The organism is Algoriphagus sp., assembly GCF_024642405.1.
In the GTDB taxonomy this organism is placed as follows: domain Bacteria; phylum Bacteroidota; class Bacteroidia; order Cytophagales; family Cyclobacteriaceae; genus Algoriphagus.
Window position 1 is genome coordinate 5,382 of the sequence record NZ_JAHEBC010000003.1, and the last position, 16,439, is coordinate 21,820.

Annotated in this window: 19 protein-coding genes and 1 pseudogene; 12 read left to right on the plus strand and 8 right to left on the minus strand. The window is 35.1% G+C overall.

Going from position 1 to position 16,439, the window contains the following annotated elements; all coding sequences use genetic code 11:
• A pseudogene (locus Q0L68_RS00470) lies at positions 1–334 on the minus strand (M48 family peptidase); the annotation flags it as partial.
• A gap of 94 nt (positions 335–428) precedes the next feature.
• On the opposite strand from Q0L68_RS00470, the gene Q0L68_RS00475 reads away from it, so the two are divergent.
• Positions 429–935 (plus strand): DUF4442 domain-containing protein, encoded by a 507-nt coding sequence (locus tag Q0L68_RS00475; protein ID WP_296697830.1) that lies wholly within the window; start codon positions 429–431, stop codon positions 933–935.
• Here the strand turns inward: Q0L68_RS00475 and Q0L68_RS00480 are convergent.
• Entirely contained in the window at positions 932–1,663 is a 732-nt protein-coding gene (locus Q0L68_RS00480) for a hypothetical protein (protein WP_296697832.1), read from the minus strand. The two genes, Q0L68_RS00475 and Q0L68_RS00480, sit on opposite strands and share 4 nt — an antisense overlap.
• A gap of 74 nt (positions 1,664–1,737) precedes the next feature.
• Complete coding sequence (locus tag Q0L68_RS00485) at positions 1,738–2,403, minus strand: DUF6503 family protein (RefSeq protein ID WP_296697835.1); 666 nt, start codon at positions 2,401–2,403, stop codon at positions 1,738–1,740.
• 36 nt (positions 2,404–2,439) lie between these two features.
• Here Q0L68_RS00485 and Q0L68_RS00490 point away from each other — a divergent pair, with 36 nt between their 5' ends.
• Positions 2,440–3,318: a glutamate--tRNA ligase family protein gene (locus Q0L68_RS00490; protein ID WP_296697838.1), complete on the plus strand. Its 879-nt coding sequence runs from the start codon at positions 2,440–2,442 to the stop codon at positions 3,316–3,318.
• Between the two features lie 49 nt (positions 3,319–3,367).
• On the opposite strand, the gene Q0L68_RS00495 is transcribed toward Q0L68_RS00490, so the two are convergent.
• The 4 genes from Q0L68_RS00495 to Q0L68_RS00510 all read right to left on the minus strand — a co-directional run bounded on the left by Q0L68_RS00495 (position 3,368) and on the right by Q0L68_RS00510 (position 6,962).
• The gene (locus Q0L68_RS00495; protein ID WP_296697841.1) at positions 3,368–4,849 is read right to left on the minus strand and encodes a carboxypeptidase; all 1,482 of its coding nucleotides are present in this window, start codon (positions 4,847–4,849) and stop codon (positions 3,368–3,370) included.
• Positions 4,850–4,939: 90 nt separating this feature from the next.
• Entirely contained in the window at positions 4,940–5,644 is a 705-nt protein-coding gene (locus tag Q0L68_RS00500; RefSeq protein ID WP_296697844.1) for a potassium channel family protein, read from the minus strand.
• Position 5,645: 1 nt separating this feature from the next.
• Positions 5,646–6,443, minus strand: a complete 798-nt coding sequence (locus Q0L68_RS00505; RefSeq protein ID WP_296697846.1) for a PhzF family phenazine biosynthesis protein — start codon at positions 6,441–6,443, stop codon at positions 5,646–5,648.
• Positions 6,444–6,446: 3 nt separating this feature from the next.
• Complete coding sequence (locus Q0L68_RS00510; RefSeq protein ID WP_296697849.1) at positions 6,447–6,962, minus strand: DinB family protein; 516 nt, start codon at positions 6,960–6,962, stop codon at positions 6,447–6,449.
• A 68-nt stretch (positions 6,963–7,030) separates the two neighbouring features.
• Here Q0L68_RS00510 and Q0L68_RS00515 point away from each other — a divergent pair, with 68 nt between their 5' ends.
• The 5 genes from Q0L68_RS00515 to Q0L68_RS00535 all read left to right on the plus strand — a co-directional run bounded on the left by Q0L68_RS00515 (position 7,031) and on the right by Q0L68_RS00535 (position 12,328).
• A complete protein-coding gene (locus tag Q0L68_RS00515; RefSeq protein ID WP_296697851.1) occupies positions 7,031–8,377 on the plus strand; it encodes a M20/M25/M40 family metallo-hydrolase in 1,347 nt (448 codons plus the stop codon).
• Between the two features lie 103 nt (positions 8,378–8,480).
• The gene (locus Q0L68_RS00520; protein ID WP_296697853.1) at positions 8,481–9,029 is read left to right on the plus strand and encodes a ferritin; all 549 of its coding nucleotides are present in this window, start codon (positions 8,481–8,483) and stop codon (positions 9,027–9,029) included.
• A 252-nt stretch (positions 9,030–9,281) separates the two neighbouring features.
• Positions 9,282–9,917, plus strand: coding sequence for a hypothetical protein (locus Q0L68_RS00525; RefSeq protein WP_296697856.1), 636 nt, complete (start codon positions 9,282–9,284; stop codon positions 9,915–9,917).
• 235 nt (positions 9,918–10,152) lie between these two features.
• Positions 10,153–11,169, plus strand: a complete 1,017-nt coding sequence (locus Q0L68_RS00530) for a hypothetical protein (protein WP_296697857.1) — start codon at positions 10,153–10,155, stop codon at positions 11,167–11,169.
• 67 nt (positions 11,170–11,236) lie between these two features.
• On the plus strand, positions 11,237–12,328 hold the full coding sequence (locus Q0L68_RS00535; protein WP_296697860.1) for a formylglycine-generating enzyme family protein: 1,092 nt from the start codon (positions 11,237–11,239) through the stop codon (positions 12,326–12,328).
• 63 nt (positions 12,329–12,391) lie between these two features.
• Here the strand turns inward: Q0L68_RS00535 and Q0L68_RS00540 are convergent, their stop codons facing one another.
• Positions 12,392–12,988, minus strand: coding sequence for a riboflavin synthase (locus Q0L68_RS00540; protein WP_296697864.1), 597 nt, complete (start codon positions 12,986–12,988; stop codon positions 12,392–12,394).
• A gap of 115 nt (positions 12,989–13,103) precedes the next feature.
• Between Q0L68_RS00540 and Q0L68_RS00545 the strand changes: the two genes are divergently transcribed.
• From Q0L68_RS00545 to Q0L68_RS00565, 5 genes are all read left to right on the plus strand, one after another.
• Positions 13,104–13,760 carry a protein-L-isoaspartate(D-aspartate) O-methyltransferase gene (locus Q0L68_RS00545; RefSeq protein ID WP_296697867.1) on the plus strand — a complete coding sequence of 219 codons (657 nt, stop codon included), beginning with the start codon at positions 13,104–13,106 and terminating at the stop codon, positions 13,758–13,760.
• A 108-nt stretch (positions 13,761–13,868) separates the two neighbouring features.
• Positions 13,869–14,396, plus strand: coding sequence for an acyl-CoA thioesterase (locus Q0L68_RS00550; protein ID WP_296697869.1), 528 nt, complete (start codon positions 13,869–13,871; stop codon positions 14,394–14,396).
• 77 nt (positions 14,397–14,473) lie between these two features.
• Positions 14,474–15,046, plus strand: coding sequence for a hypothetical protein (locus Q0L68_RS00555; protein ID WP_296697872.1), 573 nt, complete (start codon positions 14,474–14,476; stop codon positions 15,044–15,046).
• 1 nt (position 15,047) lies between these two features.
• Entirely contained in the window at positions 15,048–15,365 is a 318-nt protein-coding gene (locus Q0L68_RS00560) for a DUF3817 domain-containing protein (RefSeq protein ID WP_296697875.1), read from the plus strand.
• A 3-nt stretch (positions 15,366–15,368) separates the two neighbouring features.
• The gene (locus tag Q0L68_RS00565) at positions 15,369–16,391 is read left to right on the plus strand and encodes a hypothetical protein (protein ID WP_296697876.1); all 1,023 of its coding nucleotides are present in this window, start codon (positions 15,369–15,371) and stop codon (positions 16,389–16,391) included.
• Positions 16,392–16,439 lie beyond the last annotated feature (48 nt).

Consider the following 16,439-nt stretch of genomic DNA (forward strand, 5'->3'; position numbering starts at 1 on the left):
CTTTACCACCTGGCATACACCAAGCATTAACTTGATCACTTTCCAACAAATTAAATTCCCAATTGAATTCATCTGCCAATTCAGAATAGCCAGAAGTTCGTAAATAGTCTTCTACAGCTTTTGACATCTGATTCCCCACTTTGAGAATTTTTTGCCCATCAGTAGAGGATGTAACCACTTTACTTTCCTTTAATACCTGGTCATATTGTTCATTTACTAATGGTTGGATTTCTTCGCTGGAAACAAGAGCAAGTTGAGACCTGCCAGTTAAGGGTACTTTTGCACAGGCGTAGGTTATCAACCCGATACCTAACAGTATTGCTATTTTTTTCATTTTGTTAGTTATTTACAGTTTCCTTTTGTCAAATAGGATACCAAAATCAATAGTAAAAAAATTTTGTCTAATTTGAAGACAAAAATTTGGTTTGATGAATGCTAGTGTATCTAAAATGGAGCTAAACTCTGCCGCTAAGTCTTATTTGTCCAAAATGGAAAACCCATTTGTTTTTTGGTGGGCTATGCTTTTCAAACTGCCCTCCGTGGTATTTTGGAGGATAAAAGTCAAGTCTTTAGACTTGGAAAAATGTGAAATCACAATCCCCTATTTTTGGAGGAATCAAAATCCGTTTCGATCCATTTATTTTGCAGCTTTGGCGGGTGCAGGGGAACTGAGTACAGGTCTATTATGTCAATTGGCTCTAGCCGGAAAAGGAAGTTTCAGTATGCTAGTGGTAGATTTTAAAGCCGAATTTCATAAAAAAGCGAATCAAAAAATTACTTTTACTTGTAATCAAGGAGCTGAATTAAATTCTCTAATAAGTAATTTAAAGCCTCAGGAATCTGGAAAAATCACCATGATCTCAAGAGGAACCAATCAAGAAGGAGAAACGGTTGCACAATTTTTTATCACCTGGTCATTTAAGCGAAAATCTTAATTGGTCCAATCTTTTTCCCACTCGATGAATTGTCTCAATCTTGCATAAACCTTTTCACTTGACCAATCTAAGAACTCGTGGTGAGCATGCATTTGATTGAATTTAATTATTAGCGGATCCCATTCTTCTTCTAAAATATTATAGTCCTCTCCTAAAATCATTTTTACCGAATCAGAGTCAATTATTTTCAAATAACCTTCTCTTCGCTTCAAATAATCCAGCTTTTTAGCGTATTCTCTAGCATTTTTTGACTTTTTGGTAAAATAAGAAATCACCCCTCCTATGGCCACGCCACCATCTGGTGAATCTCTAAATCCTGCAGTTATTTGGCCTTTCGAAGAAACTGGTTTTTCTTCATTGGGATCTACTAATACCAGCTTTCCATCTATAAACCTAAAAGAATTTGGCTCAGCTTTGACTTCAAAAGTGGGTAATAGTCTAGCTCGATCTTGAATCTGAATTTGTAAAAACCTTTCAGTAGTAAGAATCAATTTTTGTTCAATGAAACCGGGATAAGAAATCTTAAGCGTATCTCCTATTTGACCTTTAACATTAAAATATCCACGAATATTAGTGGAATCCGACTCATTTCCACCTACTAATTCCACAAAAACTCCCTCTAAATATTTCTTGTCATTTGCATCTAGAACATTGCCGGAATAAGATACTTGCGCAAAAGCTATCTTTGCGAATAAAATGAAAGAAAAGAATAAGAATAGAAACTTCATAAAGCTCGAAAGATATTTCAGAAATGTTTCAAGCAGAAATTAAAAGAGTTAAATATCCTTAAGCTGAATTTTGGTTACCTAATTTCCAGAAGCATATCGGTTCCTAAAAATTCTTGATTTTCGGTTCGAAACCAAGTTCTATTAGCTGGAATTTTCATTTTTGAGAACTCTATTTCTCCTTCTAAAAATATTATTTCTCCAATTTGATTTGGCTCATCTTTATAGAATTTATAAGCCTCCATTTTATACGTTTCAGGATCAAAGTAGAAATACCAAATATCCATATCATAAGGCACTCTAACAACTAGGTAATTTTTTCCTTTAACTTCTTCAGTTTTGATTTCCTTCTCTATTAGAGTTCCAGGATCTCTTAATTTCATGGGTAATCCCCATAAATAAGTATAATAGTTCCTCATCCTCAATGCTCTTTCTTTTTCAATTTCACCTTGGATTTGAACCAATGAATCGCTCCAAACTTCATATTTTAACCCTTCTATAGAATATGACATTTGGGATTTTGAATTATCAACAGCAAACTCATAACTTCTTGAATCTCTACCCGGCGGCAAACTATCATTCAAGAAAAAAGTAGCTTTCAATTCTCCCCATTCTCCTTTAGGGTCATGGTACCTTATTGATTTTTCTACTAATTCTGGACCTGTTTTTGGGGTTTCAGGTTCGCAAGAAAAACAAGCCAAGATTCCCGGAATTAAAAAAATTGCATTTACGGATCTTTTCATAGATGATAATTTTCACAATCTAGCTAATTTGTGGGAATGGACCTTAAACTCACCCGTTTTGCCCCTACACCCAGTGGTTTTTTACACTTGGGAAATCTATATTCTTTTTTAGTCACAAAAGCTTTATCCGAAAAGCAAGGAAGTAAGATCTTATTGAGAATTGATGATTTGGATCGAGAAAGATATAGGCAAGAATACGTTCAAGACATTTTTGACACATTGAATTTTATGGAAATTCAATATGATGAAGGACCAAAAACTTTAAAAGATTTTGAATCAAATTGGTCACAGATTCATAGAATTAATTTATATAATGAATCACTGGAAAAACTTCGATTTTCAAAGAATCTGTTTGCTTGTGATTGTACCCGAAAAAAAATTCAACAATTAGATTCATCAGGATATTATCTTGGATATTGCTTAGACAGAAGAATTCCTTTAGATAAAGCAGATACTTCATGGAGATTCAATACTTTCAATACAGATTTTATTAAACTTCAGGAATACCCACTTCAAACCCGAACTTATACTTTACCTGAAGATGGAGCTTTTTTTATGGTTAGAAAAAAAGATCGTTTACCTGCTTATCAGCTTACTTCAGTTGTTGATGATATTCACTTCGGTGTCGATTTTATAGTTAGAGGACTAGATCTTCTTAGCGCTACTTTAGGTCAAAAAATTCTTGCTGAATCTATGGGAGAAAATTCATTTAACGAAATTACTTTTCACCATCACCCACTAATTAAAGGACCCAAAAATTTAAAACTTTCTAAGTCCGATGGTGCTACTTCTATTCAATACCTTAGAAAAGAGGGAAAAAAGCCTAAGGATATCTATCAAATGCTTGGAGAATTGATAGGATCAAATAATCCAATATTTAACTATCATGACTTCCGTTCTTTCCTAAAATTATAAAAGGGTCTGAAGAAAATCAGACCCTTTTATAGCGAAGTTAAAGTGATAATTAGTCGTATTTAGCAGGCATATTAGGAGCTACCTTCGATTTTTCAATAAACTGCCTGATATCCTCATTAGAAGTTTTCAAGTCCTCTGCCCTCAAATACATCATATGTCCACTTCTATACCCAATCCAAGAAATTCGATCAGACATTCTCCCGTTTGGATCAATTTGCCACATATTATATTTTGCATTAAAGAAATCGGTTCCACCATCAAAAAGACCAGATTGAACCATCACATGTAAGTAAGGATTTTGGCGCATTGCCGTTCCTAAATCATAGCCTGTATTTTCATTTGATCTATCCCAAGGATTAACTGGACCAAAAAGATTATAAGTCAAGTCAGTGTTATACTTTAAAGTCTCTTTTGCATAAATATTAAATGCTGGGGCAAAGGCATGATTCCAAGCCGTCAAAGCCGGATCAAAGTCAGGGCGAGAACCTGTTCCTGATTGATCAAACCCTTTATAACGACTATCCAAACGTCCAATAGTCATCCCTTGATCTCTCAACAATTCCTTCCAGAAAAAGCTAGTGGGAACCATCAGATTATGTTCTAAAATAACTTCTTTACTCAAACCGGAATAGTGCGCAAACTTTGTAGCGATTGCATCTCTTTCTGAGGAAGGTAGATTTCCACCTTTTACAATAGCAGGAATAAGCTCATCAATAGTAAACGCTTCTACTTCGGGAAGGATATCATCCAGATCCTTGCTTTGAAGATCAGAATCTAATGCTTTATGGTACCAAGCAGTCGCTGCATAGTAAGGTAAATAATTCGCCGTTTTTATAGGTGCACCTCTATCAATTCCCAAATCAGTGGGAGAAACTAAAATAACCCCATTAAAATACATCCAATGAGAATTTTGAAGTTGGGCAACTAATCCTGCCACTCGAGTTGTACCGTAGCTTTCGCCGATTAGATATTTTGGCGAAGCCCATCTTCCTTGGCGCGTCACAAAAGTATTTACCCAATCCGCGAGGTATTTAATATCAGAATTAATCCCAAAGAATGTAGTTCTTGGAGTTTCAGGATCAACAATTCTTGAATATCCCGTATTTACAGGGTCTACATATACAATATCTGCAACATCAAGAATAGAGTTGGGATTAGTCTTTGTGCCATAAGGTTGGATTGGATATCCTTCATCATCAATATTTAAAATTACAGGCCCTGTATATGCTAAGTGCATCCAAATAGAAGCAGATCCAGGTCCTCCATTGAAAGAGATTACCAAAGGTCTTGTCGTTTTATCAGAAATGTCGGTTCTTTCATAATAGGTGTAAAATAAGGATGCGATCGGCATTCCTTTTTCATCCCATACTGGTTGAGTTCCTGCCGTTGCCCTGTAAGGGATCCTCTTTCCTTTAATGGTAGTCTCATGCGTTGTTTCTACTTTTGATTCGACTTCAATATGTCGCTCGGTCTGAGCCCAGGACAAGCTGATACAAAACATCAAAAGCAATGATAAGTATTGTTTTTTCATAAGGTTGATGGTTTAAATATTAAACCTGAAATTAGTATTACTGCATCCAAATAACCCGAAAAATTACACTAATGGGTTTTGACGAGTGAATTAATTTTTATTTGCTCCAACGAGTCTCGCAATGACCACAGCAGGATATAAAATCCCTACAGTGGAAAGAAACACTGAAAGCATTTTAGCCATGATATGTGTAGGGTACATATCACCAAATCCCACAGTGGTAAGTGAAACCAAACTGAAGTAAATATATTGTGGGTAATCCTCATCAACCCCTTTCAAATCAGTAGCTCCAGCTATACCTGTACCGGTGATTAATTGAATTATTTCAAATACAAAAGCACCTAAGATTGCAACTAATAAATAGACATTTATAGCACCAATTACTCTATAAATATTTATCTCCATATCTCTGAATAAAAGCCTAATATTCAAAAATATAAACACCAACATATTAAGTATACCTACAAGTCTTTCGGAAAGATAAAATTCAAAATCAAAATCACTGAATCGGAGAAGCCTTAATCCTAGCTGGGTAAAAAATAATCCAGAAGTCAAAAAGATCAATACTTTTTCTCTTGAAGACCAAATACCTGTAAAAAATAAGAAAAGAAAAACAGCGTTGACAAATACAATATGTACATGTTCATATTCTATCAAAATTGGCAGTATAAACACTGTAAACAATAAAATCAAAAGAAGCACTCCAAAGCTCGCATCAGTTAACCAATATTCGGTAAAATTTTTAAAGGCCTTTTGAACAGGCTTCCCTTTTCGAGTATGTGAACTTTCACTCATTTTATGATAAACTTAATTCACCCAATAAAACATGAACTGCTTGTCCCTTTAAAAGTACACGATCATCATGCTTCTCTATGTTTATTATCCCTCCCCTACTTGATGCTTGAAAAGCTTTTAATGAAAATTTACCAGTTTTTTGGTACCAATAATCCATGAGAGCGCAATGTGCGAAACCTGTCACAGGATCCTCATTTACTCCAACATTGGGTCCAAAGAACCTACTGTAAATATCATAGGGTTCTTTGCCTTTAGCTGTGATAATTATCCCCTCTTCCGAATTATCAGAAATAACCATAAAATTTGGTTTCACGGATTCAACTGCTTTATAATCTTCCAATTCGATAATCCAATTTTTTCGCAATTCAGAAATTCCTACAATCTTTTCACCAAAGAATTCATCTTTAAAATAAGGATGTTCCTCTTTATAAGTGGGAATTAAAGGAAAATCCATTTGAAGCCATTCCTCAAATCCTTTTACCCGGAGCTCTCCACTTTTGGTATTAAATCTAATAGTACTGTCTGGCAATGCCCAACCTGAATGAAGCATATGAAATGCAGAAGCCAATGTGGCATGCCCGCATAAATCAATTTCTAGCAAAGGGGTAAACCATCTCAAGGTAAAAACGTCAGGCTCAGCCGTTTTTTCCACAAATGCTGTTTCACTTAAATTCATTTCCATGGCAATCCTCTGCATTTGATCAGTCGAAATAGGCCTTTCCAATAAGCAAACAGCAGCTGGATTTCCGCCAAATGCTTTATTAGTAAATGCGTCAATAATAGCGATTGGGATCTTCATAGTTTAATATTTTTCTTGAAAAATCTGGTAATGATGTTCGAAATGGCCTGGTATAATCCAAAGCAGAGCCCTGGGTGTAATAGGACTTCCATTTGCATACCCAACTAAATCATGAGAATTGGAAGGTAAGGTTTTGATCAGTGAAAGTAAAGATATCCTTTGAGTAACAAAATCCTCTAAAAGGTCTTCTATTGATACGTCTGAAAATCTTGCATTTAAAACATAATGTTCTTGATCAAACCCGGGAAGTGAGGATTTTTCTCCTCTGGCAAAACACAAAGCTCTAAATGCCATTATTCTTTCGGTATCAATGATATGACCCAAAACCTCCTTTGGAGTCCATTTTCCTTCTGCATAAGCAGTATCGGCCCATTTATTTCCTTTCTCTTGAAATAGATTTATCATTAAATCTATTTGATCCAAAATAAGAGCATAATAATCATCTCCTTTTATCAAATTTAGATAAGAAGAATAAAAATCAGAATAATCACCTTTATTAGGTTGCATTAATGTCTTCATGTAAAAGTTGGTTTAATTCATTGCAATAAGAGTTAAATTTAACCCGAACCCTTAAACTAAAACCAAACATGAATAAATATTTACTAATTATCGGACTGATTTTTATCAGTTCTTCTGCATTTTCTCAAATAGCGGTAAATAGGGATCCTAAAATCGCTGAAATGGTTTCTGAGATTTCATCGGACTCTTTAGAGAATTATGTCAGAAAGCTTGCCTCTTTCACTTCAAGACATACACTAAATACAAATACAGAAACTGGAATGCCTGCAGCTCAGGAATATGTATTGTCAAAATTTAATTTATTTGCAAAGAATTCTTCTGGAAGAATGACTGCACAAATAGAAGAGTTTGTGATACCTGCAGACGGTAGAAGAATTACAGTTGACTCTCCAGCCGCAAATGTGATTGCAACCTTGAAAGGGACTGATCCAAACGATAAGCGTGTATTCATCATATCTGGGCACATGGATTCAAGAAATAAAGATGTCATGGATGCAGAAGGGATTGCTCCCGGTGCCAATGATGATGGAAGTGGTACTGCAGCAGTTATTGAATTGGCAAGGGTAATGGCCTCAAGAGAATTTCCAGCCACAATTATGTTTGTGGCTTTCACTGGAGAAGAAGAGGGCTTAAAAGGAGCGACTTATTTGGCAGACAAAGCCAAAGAAGAAGGTTGGGAAATCGGAGCAGTCTTAAATAATGATATCATAGGCAACAGTAGCTCCTCAGGGACACTCATCAACGATAATTTAAAAATGAGGGTCTTTTCTGAAACAATTCCATCAAATGAAACAGAGGAGATGGCAAGGCTAAGAAGGTACACAGGGGCAGAAAACGATAGCAAATCTCGTCAATTAGCCAGGTTTGTTAAAGAAATTGGAGAACGCTATGTTGACCAGTTTGAAGTTAAATTAATTTATAGAGCTGATAGGTTTTTAAGAGGTGGAGATCAAACTGCTTTCTCGAGGAATGGCTTTACAGCAGTAAGAATTTCGGAAATGAATGAAAATTTCTATCATCAACATGAAAATGTAAGAGTTGAAGACGGAATACAATATGGAGACCTACCAGAGTTTATGGACTTTGAATATTTAAGAAAAGTAACGGCAGTAAATGTTTCAGCTTTGGCTACCTTATCTCAAGCACCTTCCCAACCTGAAGAAGTTCAAATTAATGTGAGAGGATTGAGCAATTCATCTACATTATTATGGAAAGAACCCGCCACAGGTGAAGCAAAGGGCTATTACGTATTGATGAGAGAGACTTCTTCACCCATGTGGGAGAAAAAGTTTTATACCTCCGACTTAACACTAACCCTACCCTATTCAAAAGATAATTACTTCTTTGCAGTTCAAGCTGTCGGGGAAAATGGAGCTGAATCTTTACCGGTATTTCCGGTACCTCTTAGCAGGTGATATATTTAAATTGAAACCATTTTAAATTTAATTTAAAATTTAACTTGTGGGAACCTAAAGTTGTATTTTTAGTTTATTAACCAAGATAATTTCTATAGAAACAATGAAAGTAAAAGAAATAGTAACACTACAGCGATCTCTCCTAGTCGATACTGAAAAACTATTAAACAAACAAGTAGAAATGGAGGGGAAATCATCGGCATATTACCTTTCTATGGCTTCTTGGTGTGATATGATGGGCTATGCAAATGCTGCAAAATACCTTTACACACATGCTGATGAAGAGCGGATGCATATGATGAAAATCTTTCGTTATATCAATGAGGCCGGGGGACATGCAATTCAGCCTGAGATTACAGATATTCGTCACAATTTCAACTCATTGAGAGAGGTTTTTGAATTGATTTTAGAACATGAAATCAAGGTTACTAAAGCCATCAATAACATAGTAGATCATGCATTTTCTGTAAAAGATTTTGCCACTTTCAGTTTTATGCAATGGTATGTCACAGAACAAAGAGAAGAAGAAACCATGTCAAGGAGAGCACTAGAACTCTTTGATATCATAGGAGAAGAAGGAGTTGGTTTATGGACGATTGATCAAGAATTAGGAAAACTACATAACGCTTCAGTACAAGCCAGTGGCGAGTAATAAAATATTTACGACTCTTACAAAAGGCAATCAAAATACTTGATTGCCTTTTTTTGAAAATAACTTTTTGAAAAATACAGATTATTGATTTTTACTAAATTAATTTCTCTATCGAATTGATTAACGCAATCTAAATCAATCCAATTTGTCTATAAATAAAATCTTTTACTTACTACTAATCATTTCACAGTCATTCTCTTAAATCAATTTCAAAGGCATCTAATGAAATTTTAAATTCATTAAAAAAAAGCCATGAAAACAACAAAAAGAATCTCTCAGATTATTGGTATCGTCTTATGCTTTTTGGTCACTTTACCATCGTGCGCTCCCGTATTTTCAGATTTACAAAGTGCCAGAACACTTGGCAAAGGCCAATTTGAAGCCACTCCTTTTTATACCAATACAGGAAAGGATAGCGAATTCAAAGGTGTTTCACATGTTGGTGCCAATTTAGGACTTGGTCTTTCTGAAAAAATTGATGTTCGTGCACGAATTGAAAGAAATTGGTACAACGGTGAGGAAGATACTGGTTATACCATAGTTGGTATCGGACCTAAATTTTCTGTAATAGAAAATAGAATTTCCTTTTTCCTTCCTGTGGGTAGAGCGCTTGGAGAAGGAACTAATCAGACTTGGCAAATGCAGCCAACAGTTTTCCTTACCCAACCTATCATCAAAGAAAAACTCGAGTTTACATTAGCTCCGAAATACCTATTCAATTTTTGTGAAGATTGCTCTGGAAATTTTGCGACAAACTTTGGAATCTCGGCTAGCAAAGACTTTAGCAAATATGCTTGGAGAGCGGAGTATGGAAGAATATTTTCAGATGGCGGAGGAATAGGCCAGCTAAGTATTGGTATTTCTTTCGTTTTAGGAAAGAAAGAATGAAATAAGTGAACTTAACCTTGATTCTTTAAAAAAGCACATCTAAAAATCAATGATTCAAGGTGTGCTTTTTTTATATCTATACTTAAAATAATTCAATAAATAATTGTTTTGATTGATTTTCCAATAATATATAATGTTTAAATAAACAAAATAAAATTTTTAAAAAACCCTTTATTATTTTTCTATATTTTGTTATCTTCATTTTATAAAAAATTAATTTTTGAATAACGGATAAATGGTTCAGGAAAATCATTCTCAAATATTATTTTTTAAGACTTTAAAATCTTCAATTCCTTCCTACTCTTCTTTAGTGGATGAAGTCTCGGAAACTCTTCAGATAAGTGTTGATAGTGCCTATCGGAGAATTCGTGGGGAAAAGCTCTTAGATTTTGATGAAATCTTCACCCTTTGCAAAAAATTCAATGTTTCTGTCGATAAATTATTTGGGATTAATTCCAATACCGTTGTATTTAAAGGAAACCAAAACAATTTCAAGAACAACAATTTCCAGATTTGGATGGAAGATGTACTTGCTCAACTGGAAATGGTCAATAGCTTTAATTCCAAACACATTTATTTTCTATTGAAAGATATGCCTCCATGGTATCATTATTATCACCATGAATTGGCTGCTTTTAAGTTTTTCTTTTGGAAAAAATCCATCTTATTTAATGATGAACTGAAGGAAGAGAAATTTAGAATTTCCGACAATCTGTTTTCAAAATACGAAGAGGTTACTAGGAAAATTATTAAAACTTATAATAAAATACCAAGTACAGAGATTTGGAATCTTGAAGGAATCAATACCACCATTAGGCAGATTGATTTATATCATGAAATGGGAATTATCTTATATCCTAAAGACACTTTAAGATTGTACCAATGCATGTTAGAAGTGGTAGATCATTTAGAAAAAATGGCAGAATTGGGTAAAAAATTTATGCCGGGACAAACGCAATTAGATAATTCACCAGAATACAATTTTTTAGTAAATGAATACGTCTTGGGTGATAACACCTTCTTTGTAAAGTTGGATGACACGAAAGTGACCTATTTAAATTATAGTGTCATTTATTTTATAGGCACTTCCGATCTCACTTTTAATGAAGGAATGTTCAGTAATTTAGAAAACCTTATCAAAAAATCAACTCAAATAAGTAAAGTGGGTGAAAAAGAAAGAAGGCAATTTTTTAACAAATTAAGGAAGAAAATTCAAGTTCGAATTGACATCTTGTCAAAACACGATCTATAAATGATTACTCTTTCGATCTGCAATTTCCTAGGATTATTGTTACTTTTCAGGAGTCAAATGATCGATTATGAAATTCAATAATAAATATATACCCCTTTTTATTACTTCTTTATTATTAAATGCTTCTTGTCAAGAAAAGAAAGAAGCTGAAAATCAAGAAGAAAAAATGATTGTAGCAAAAACTCCGGCTCCAAAAGAAAAAGTAGAAGGAATGGTCTGGATTCCTGGAGGAGAATTTGTCATGGGAACCAACGAGGCAGATGCCTATGCCGCTGAAAAACCAGCAGTAGATCTTAAAGTGAATGGTTTTTGGATGGATACCCATGAAGTGACGAATGCGGAGTATCAAGAATTCGTTGACGCTACAGGTTATGTTACCGTCGCAGAGAAAAAACCTGATTGGGAGGAATTAAAAAAACAACTTCCTCCTGGTACTCCAAAACCTGATGAATCTGTTTTAGTAGCAGGGTCGATGGTATTTTCCCCTCCTCCTTATGCGGTTCCTTTGCAGGATATATCGCTATGGTGGGTTTGGGTAAATGGAGCAAATTGGAAGCATCCAGAAGGTCCAGATTCAGATTTAACAGGAAGAGAAAATCACCCAGTAGTTCATATTTCCTATGAAGATGCTGAGGCCTACGCGAAATGGGCTGGGAAAAGATTACCCACAGAAATTGAATGGGAATTTGCGGCTCGTGGAGGAATGAATGGAAAAAGATTTGCCTGGGGTGATGAGCTTACTCCAAATGGCCAATTTCTAGCAAATACATTCCAGGGTAACTTTCCGAATGAAAATCTTGGTAATGACGGGTTTATAGGAACTTCTCCTGTTAAATCTTTTGCACCAAATACATTTGGACTTTATGATATGATCGGAAATGTGTGGGAGCTCACGGGAGACTGGTATGATGCATTAAAATATGCTCGCCTGGCAGGCCAGGCACCAAAACTGGATAAGGACATGAATCCATGTTACAATCCTGATAATCCATTTGCTATGGAAAGAGTGATTAAAGGAGGTTCTTACCTTTGTGCCTCAAATTACTGCGTCAATTATAGACCTTCTGCCAGACAAGGTCAAGCTTTTGATTCCGGCACTTCCAATGTAGGGTTTAGATGCGTTAAAGATCCCGATCCACAAACATTAAGTTTGAATTAAACCAAAATAAAAGGCTGAAACCCAATTGGATTTCAGCCTTTTATTTTGGTAGGGTAAAGTATTTTAAGGTTTAGGATAGCCATGGATAATCCTAGCAATGTACTTTCCAATGATATCAAATTCTAAATTAACCTTGTCTCCTACTTTGAGCTGATGGAAATTTGTATGTTCAAATGTGTAGGGAATAATGGCTACAGAAAACTTCCCCGGTCCTGAATTAAAGCAAGTTAAACTTGTACCATTAATTGTAATAGACCCCTTTTCTACCGTGATATTTCCATTTTTTGAATCGTATTCAATATCGAAAAGCCAACTTCCGTCTTGGTCAATAATGTTTTTTACAAGTCCAACCTGATCCACATGCCCCTGAACAATGTGTCCATCAAATCTACCATTGGCAGGCATGCACCGTTCCAAATTGACTTTTTTTCCAACTTCCCATTGAGAAAGATTTGTCTTCTGAATAGTTTCATCAATCGCTGTTACCCGATAACTTTCAGGTTTAGTTTCCACAACTGTCAGACAGACTCCGTCATGCGACAAAGATTGATCAATCTTAAGTTCTGCTGCCAAAACTGAAGCTAAATCGAAATGGACATTGGTTCCCTCTTTCGTTATTTTCTGTATTGTTCCAAATGATTCAATGATTCCTGTAAACATGATTATTTTTAAAATTCGGACTATCAATGGATAAGCAAAAATTGCCTTTTAAGAGTTCAAATAAAGCCAATTATTCTTTTAACTTCGGTCACTGAATTTAAATAATAAAGCCAAAATGCTTAAACTAGAAGATACCTACCTCCATAAAGGCAAACGAAAAGCTTTAGTAGCTTTACTAAGGGAGAAAGGAATCAAAAGCGAAAGTGTTTTAAATGCAATCAATAATCTTCCTCGTCATTTTTTCTTTGATTCAGCTTTGATTTCCCATGCGTATGAGGACAAAGCCTTTCCGATTGGCGAAGGACAGACAATCTCTCAGCCTTATACAGTAGCATTTCAAACTGAATTATTGGATATCAGACAAGGAGATAAAGTTTTGGAAATAGGTACAGGTTCTGGTTATCAAGCCAGCATACTTCATATTATGGGAGCTGAAGTATATACAATCGAATATCAAAAGAAACTCTTCGAAGGCACAAAAAGATTTTTAGCGCGTTTAGGCATAGAAATGAATTTGTTTTATGGAGATGGTTCTGAAGGTTTACTATCCCATGCACCCTATGACAAAATTCTAGTTACTGCTGGCGCACCTGTAGTCCCAAATTCACTACTAAAACAATTAAAAATTGGTGGGGTTTTAGTGATTCCTGTTGGTGATAAAAGAAGACAAACCATGCTGAAGCTGACAAAAAAATCTAATACAAAAGTGATTAGAGAAGAATTTGATAGTTTTTCGTTTGTGCCATTATTAGGAAAGGATGGCTGGAGATAAATCAGCTCTTATGTAGCAAAAAATATATACACAGAATATAATTCTGTTTTTTGACTTAGAATTACTATTTTCAAAATATTCTCTATATTTTTATCCAAAATTAAAGTTATGCCAAAGAAAAAATTTGCAAGAGAGTCCGCCACGATTATGACCGAAATGGTCCTACCCAATGATACTAATACCTTGAATAATTTAATGGGTGGAAAGTTGATGCATTGGCTGGACGTGGTAGCAGCAATTGCCGCACAAAAACATTCTAATCGGATTGTGGTCACTGCTTCTGCAGATAATATTTCATTTAAAGAACCCATTGCATTAGGAAATGTTGTCACTCTTAAATCTCAAGTAACCAGAGCATTTAACTCTTCAATGGAGGTTTTTATTGAGGTTGTTGCCGAAGACATTCCTGCTAATAAAAAGATCATGACCCATAGAGCTTTCTTTACATTTGTGGCAGTAGATCAAAACGGGAAACCAATAGAAGTTCCAGAGGTGATTCCTGAAACTGCTGAAGAGATAGAACATTATGAAGGTGCATTGAGGAGAAGGCAACTGAGACTAGTTCTAGCCAAACGAATGAATCCTGAAGATGCTGTTGAGTTAAAGTCCATTTTCAACTTATCAGACACAAAGTAGTCTGGAATTATGAAAGGGACAGAAGTATTTGTCCCTTCTTTTTTTGTGGATGAACATTTTTTGACCAAATTCCCCCTATGGAAAACATAAGTCTCCAAGAACTTCAATTCTTTCTGGAAGAAGATCTTTTTCTATTACCGGAAGATAAAAATTCGATTAAATCAAAAACTTCGATATCATCGAAAGTTGAGCCAATTTCAGAATCCAATAATACGCTGAATGAAGATTTAGGTAGTTACAACTCAGAAACTACCCATCAACAAGCAGATCCAATTCCTGTTCAAGGGAATTTTACAAAAGGCCTACTTGTGGTTCATGAAGAGCAAGAATTGTCTGAAGAAGTAATGGATATGTTGGTAAAAATGATTAACGCTGTAGGAAGGTCGATGAATGAAGTTGGTCTTGTCTCCTCCCCTGTGTTAGAAGGAAGAACATTGGAAGAATTTCAGGCTTTGAATGCCCATATTATTTTAAAATTTGGAAGAATCAAACATCCTATAAATGCAGTTCCTGCAATTCCTTACGAGGTTTTTACCGATGATGAAACGCAATATTTATTTGCAGATGCTCTGAGTCAAATTTCAGAAGACAAAGGAATGAAACGTCAGCTTTGGAATGCGTTGCAAGTTCTATTTAATATCAAAAAATAAGATGAGTTTAACACCAGAACAACATAAGTGGGCAAAGAGATTTAGATGGATCAGTCTGATCGAGGGCACTTCCTTTCTTATTTTATTACTTTTTGCAATGCCTTTAAAATATGTATTCGGATTGCCTATGGCAGTAAAAATTGTTGGATGGGCACATGGCTTGCTTTTCATTATTTACATTTATACTGTATTTCCAACAGCTCATAAATTAAAATGGAATTTCAGTCGTACATTCTTTGCTTTAATAGCCTCAATTTTGCCATTTGGTCCTTTTATCTTCGATAGAAATCTAAAGAAAAGTCAACACGTAGATTTTTAGTCTATGGCTCTCATTAGTAAAAAAAAGAAGATTTACCCCATCAGTTCAGGCCTAAGGAAGTACTTGGTTAAATACTCAAGGGAAGTAGACATACCCATTCATTACCATGAGCTTTTGAGATATTCCAATTCAATCGCTTTATATGATTCTAAAGATCAGGACACGCTATGGGAGACCGTATTTTATGATCAATCTGATCGAGAAGAAATCCATTTATACGTAAAAAAGATCTATGCCCTATTAAAAGCAGGCGGAGATATGTCTGTGATGGAGCATCTGTATGTAGATCGAATTGATCTTTGCATTTATGGAAATACTCAGCCATTTCGGGTCAGAATTGTCAATAGAATTAATGACAACTTTGATTACTTCTACATAAAGAATGCAGATGCATCTCGTGTTTACGGTTTGGAATTAGAACATTTGCTATCACCAAACCGGATTAGCTATTTGGTACATCAAAACACTCTAATTGAAGAACACATTGCCGGGATTCCCGGAGACAAATTCATGCGTCTCCATATGACTGACCCTCATTTGAATCCGATTAGACTTGCAAAAGAATTTGTCAAATTTAATGAACGCTGTTTTGTTAGATTGTTAGGCGATATGCATTCCTCAAATTTTGTAATAGACGTTACACCCGATTTTGAAGAAACCCATTATAGGATTAGAGCAATTGATTTTGATCAACAATCTTATGAAGGGAAAAAATCAATTTATCTTCCGCAGTATTTCAAAGAAAATAATGTATTAATTCAGTTGGGCATGAAATACATCACCCCCGAGTCCATGCTCCAATATCAAAAAGAAGAAAGGGCATTGATTGCGCATCGATTAAAATCCTCTCAAAAAGGAATTGATGATATCCTTCGTTCTATGGAACATGATAAAATATCTCTTCCTGAAAATATTGATTCTTTAAAAAAAGAATTGGCGAAACATTATTCAAATGATAAGTTTTTAGCCTGTCATAATATGGGCCATATACTTAGAATTAGTTTGGAACAATTAATTCAGCGGTAAAGTCTATTCTCAATTCTCATTTTTTATATGATCAACCCCTTAAGCCAA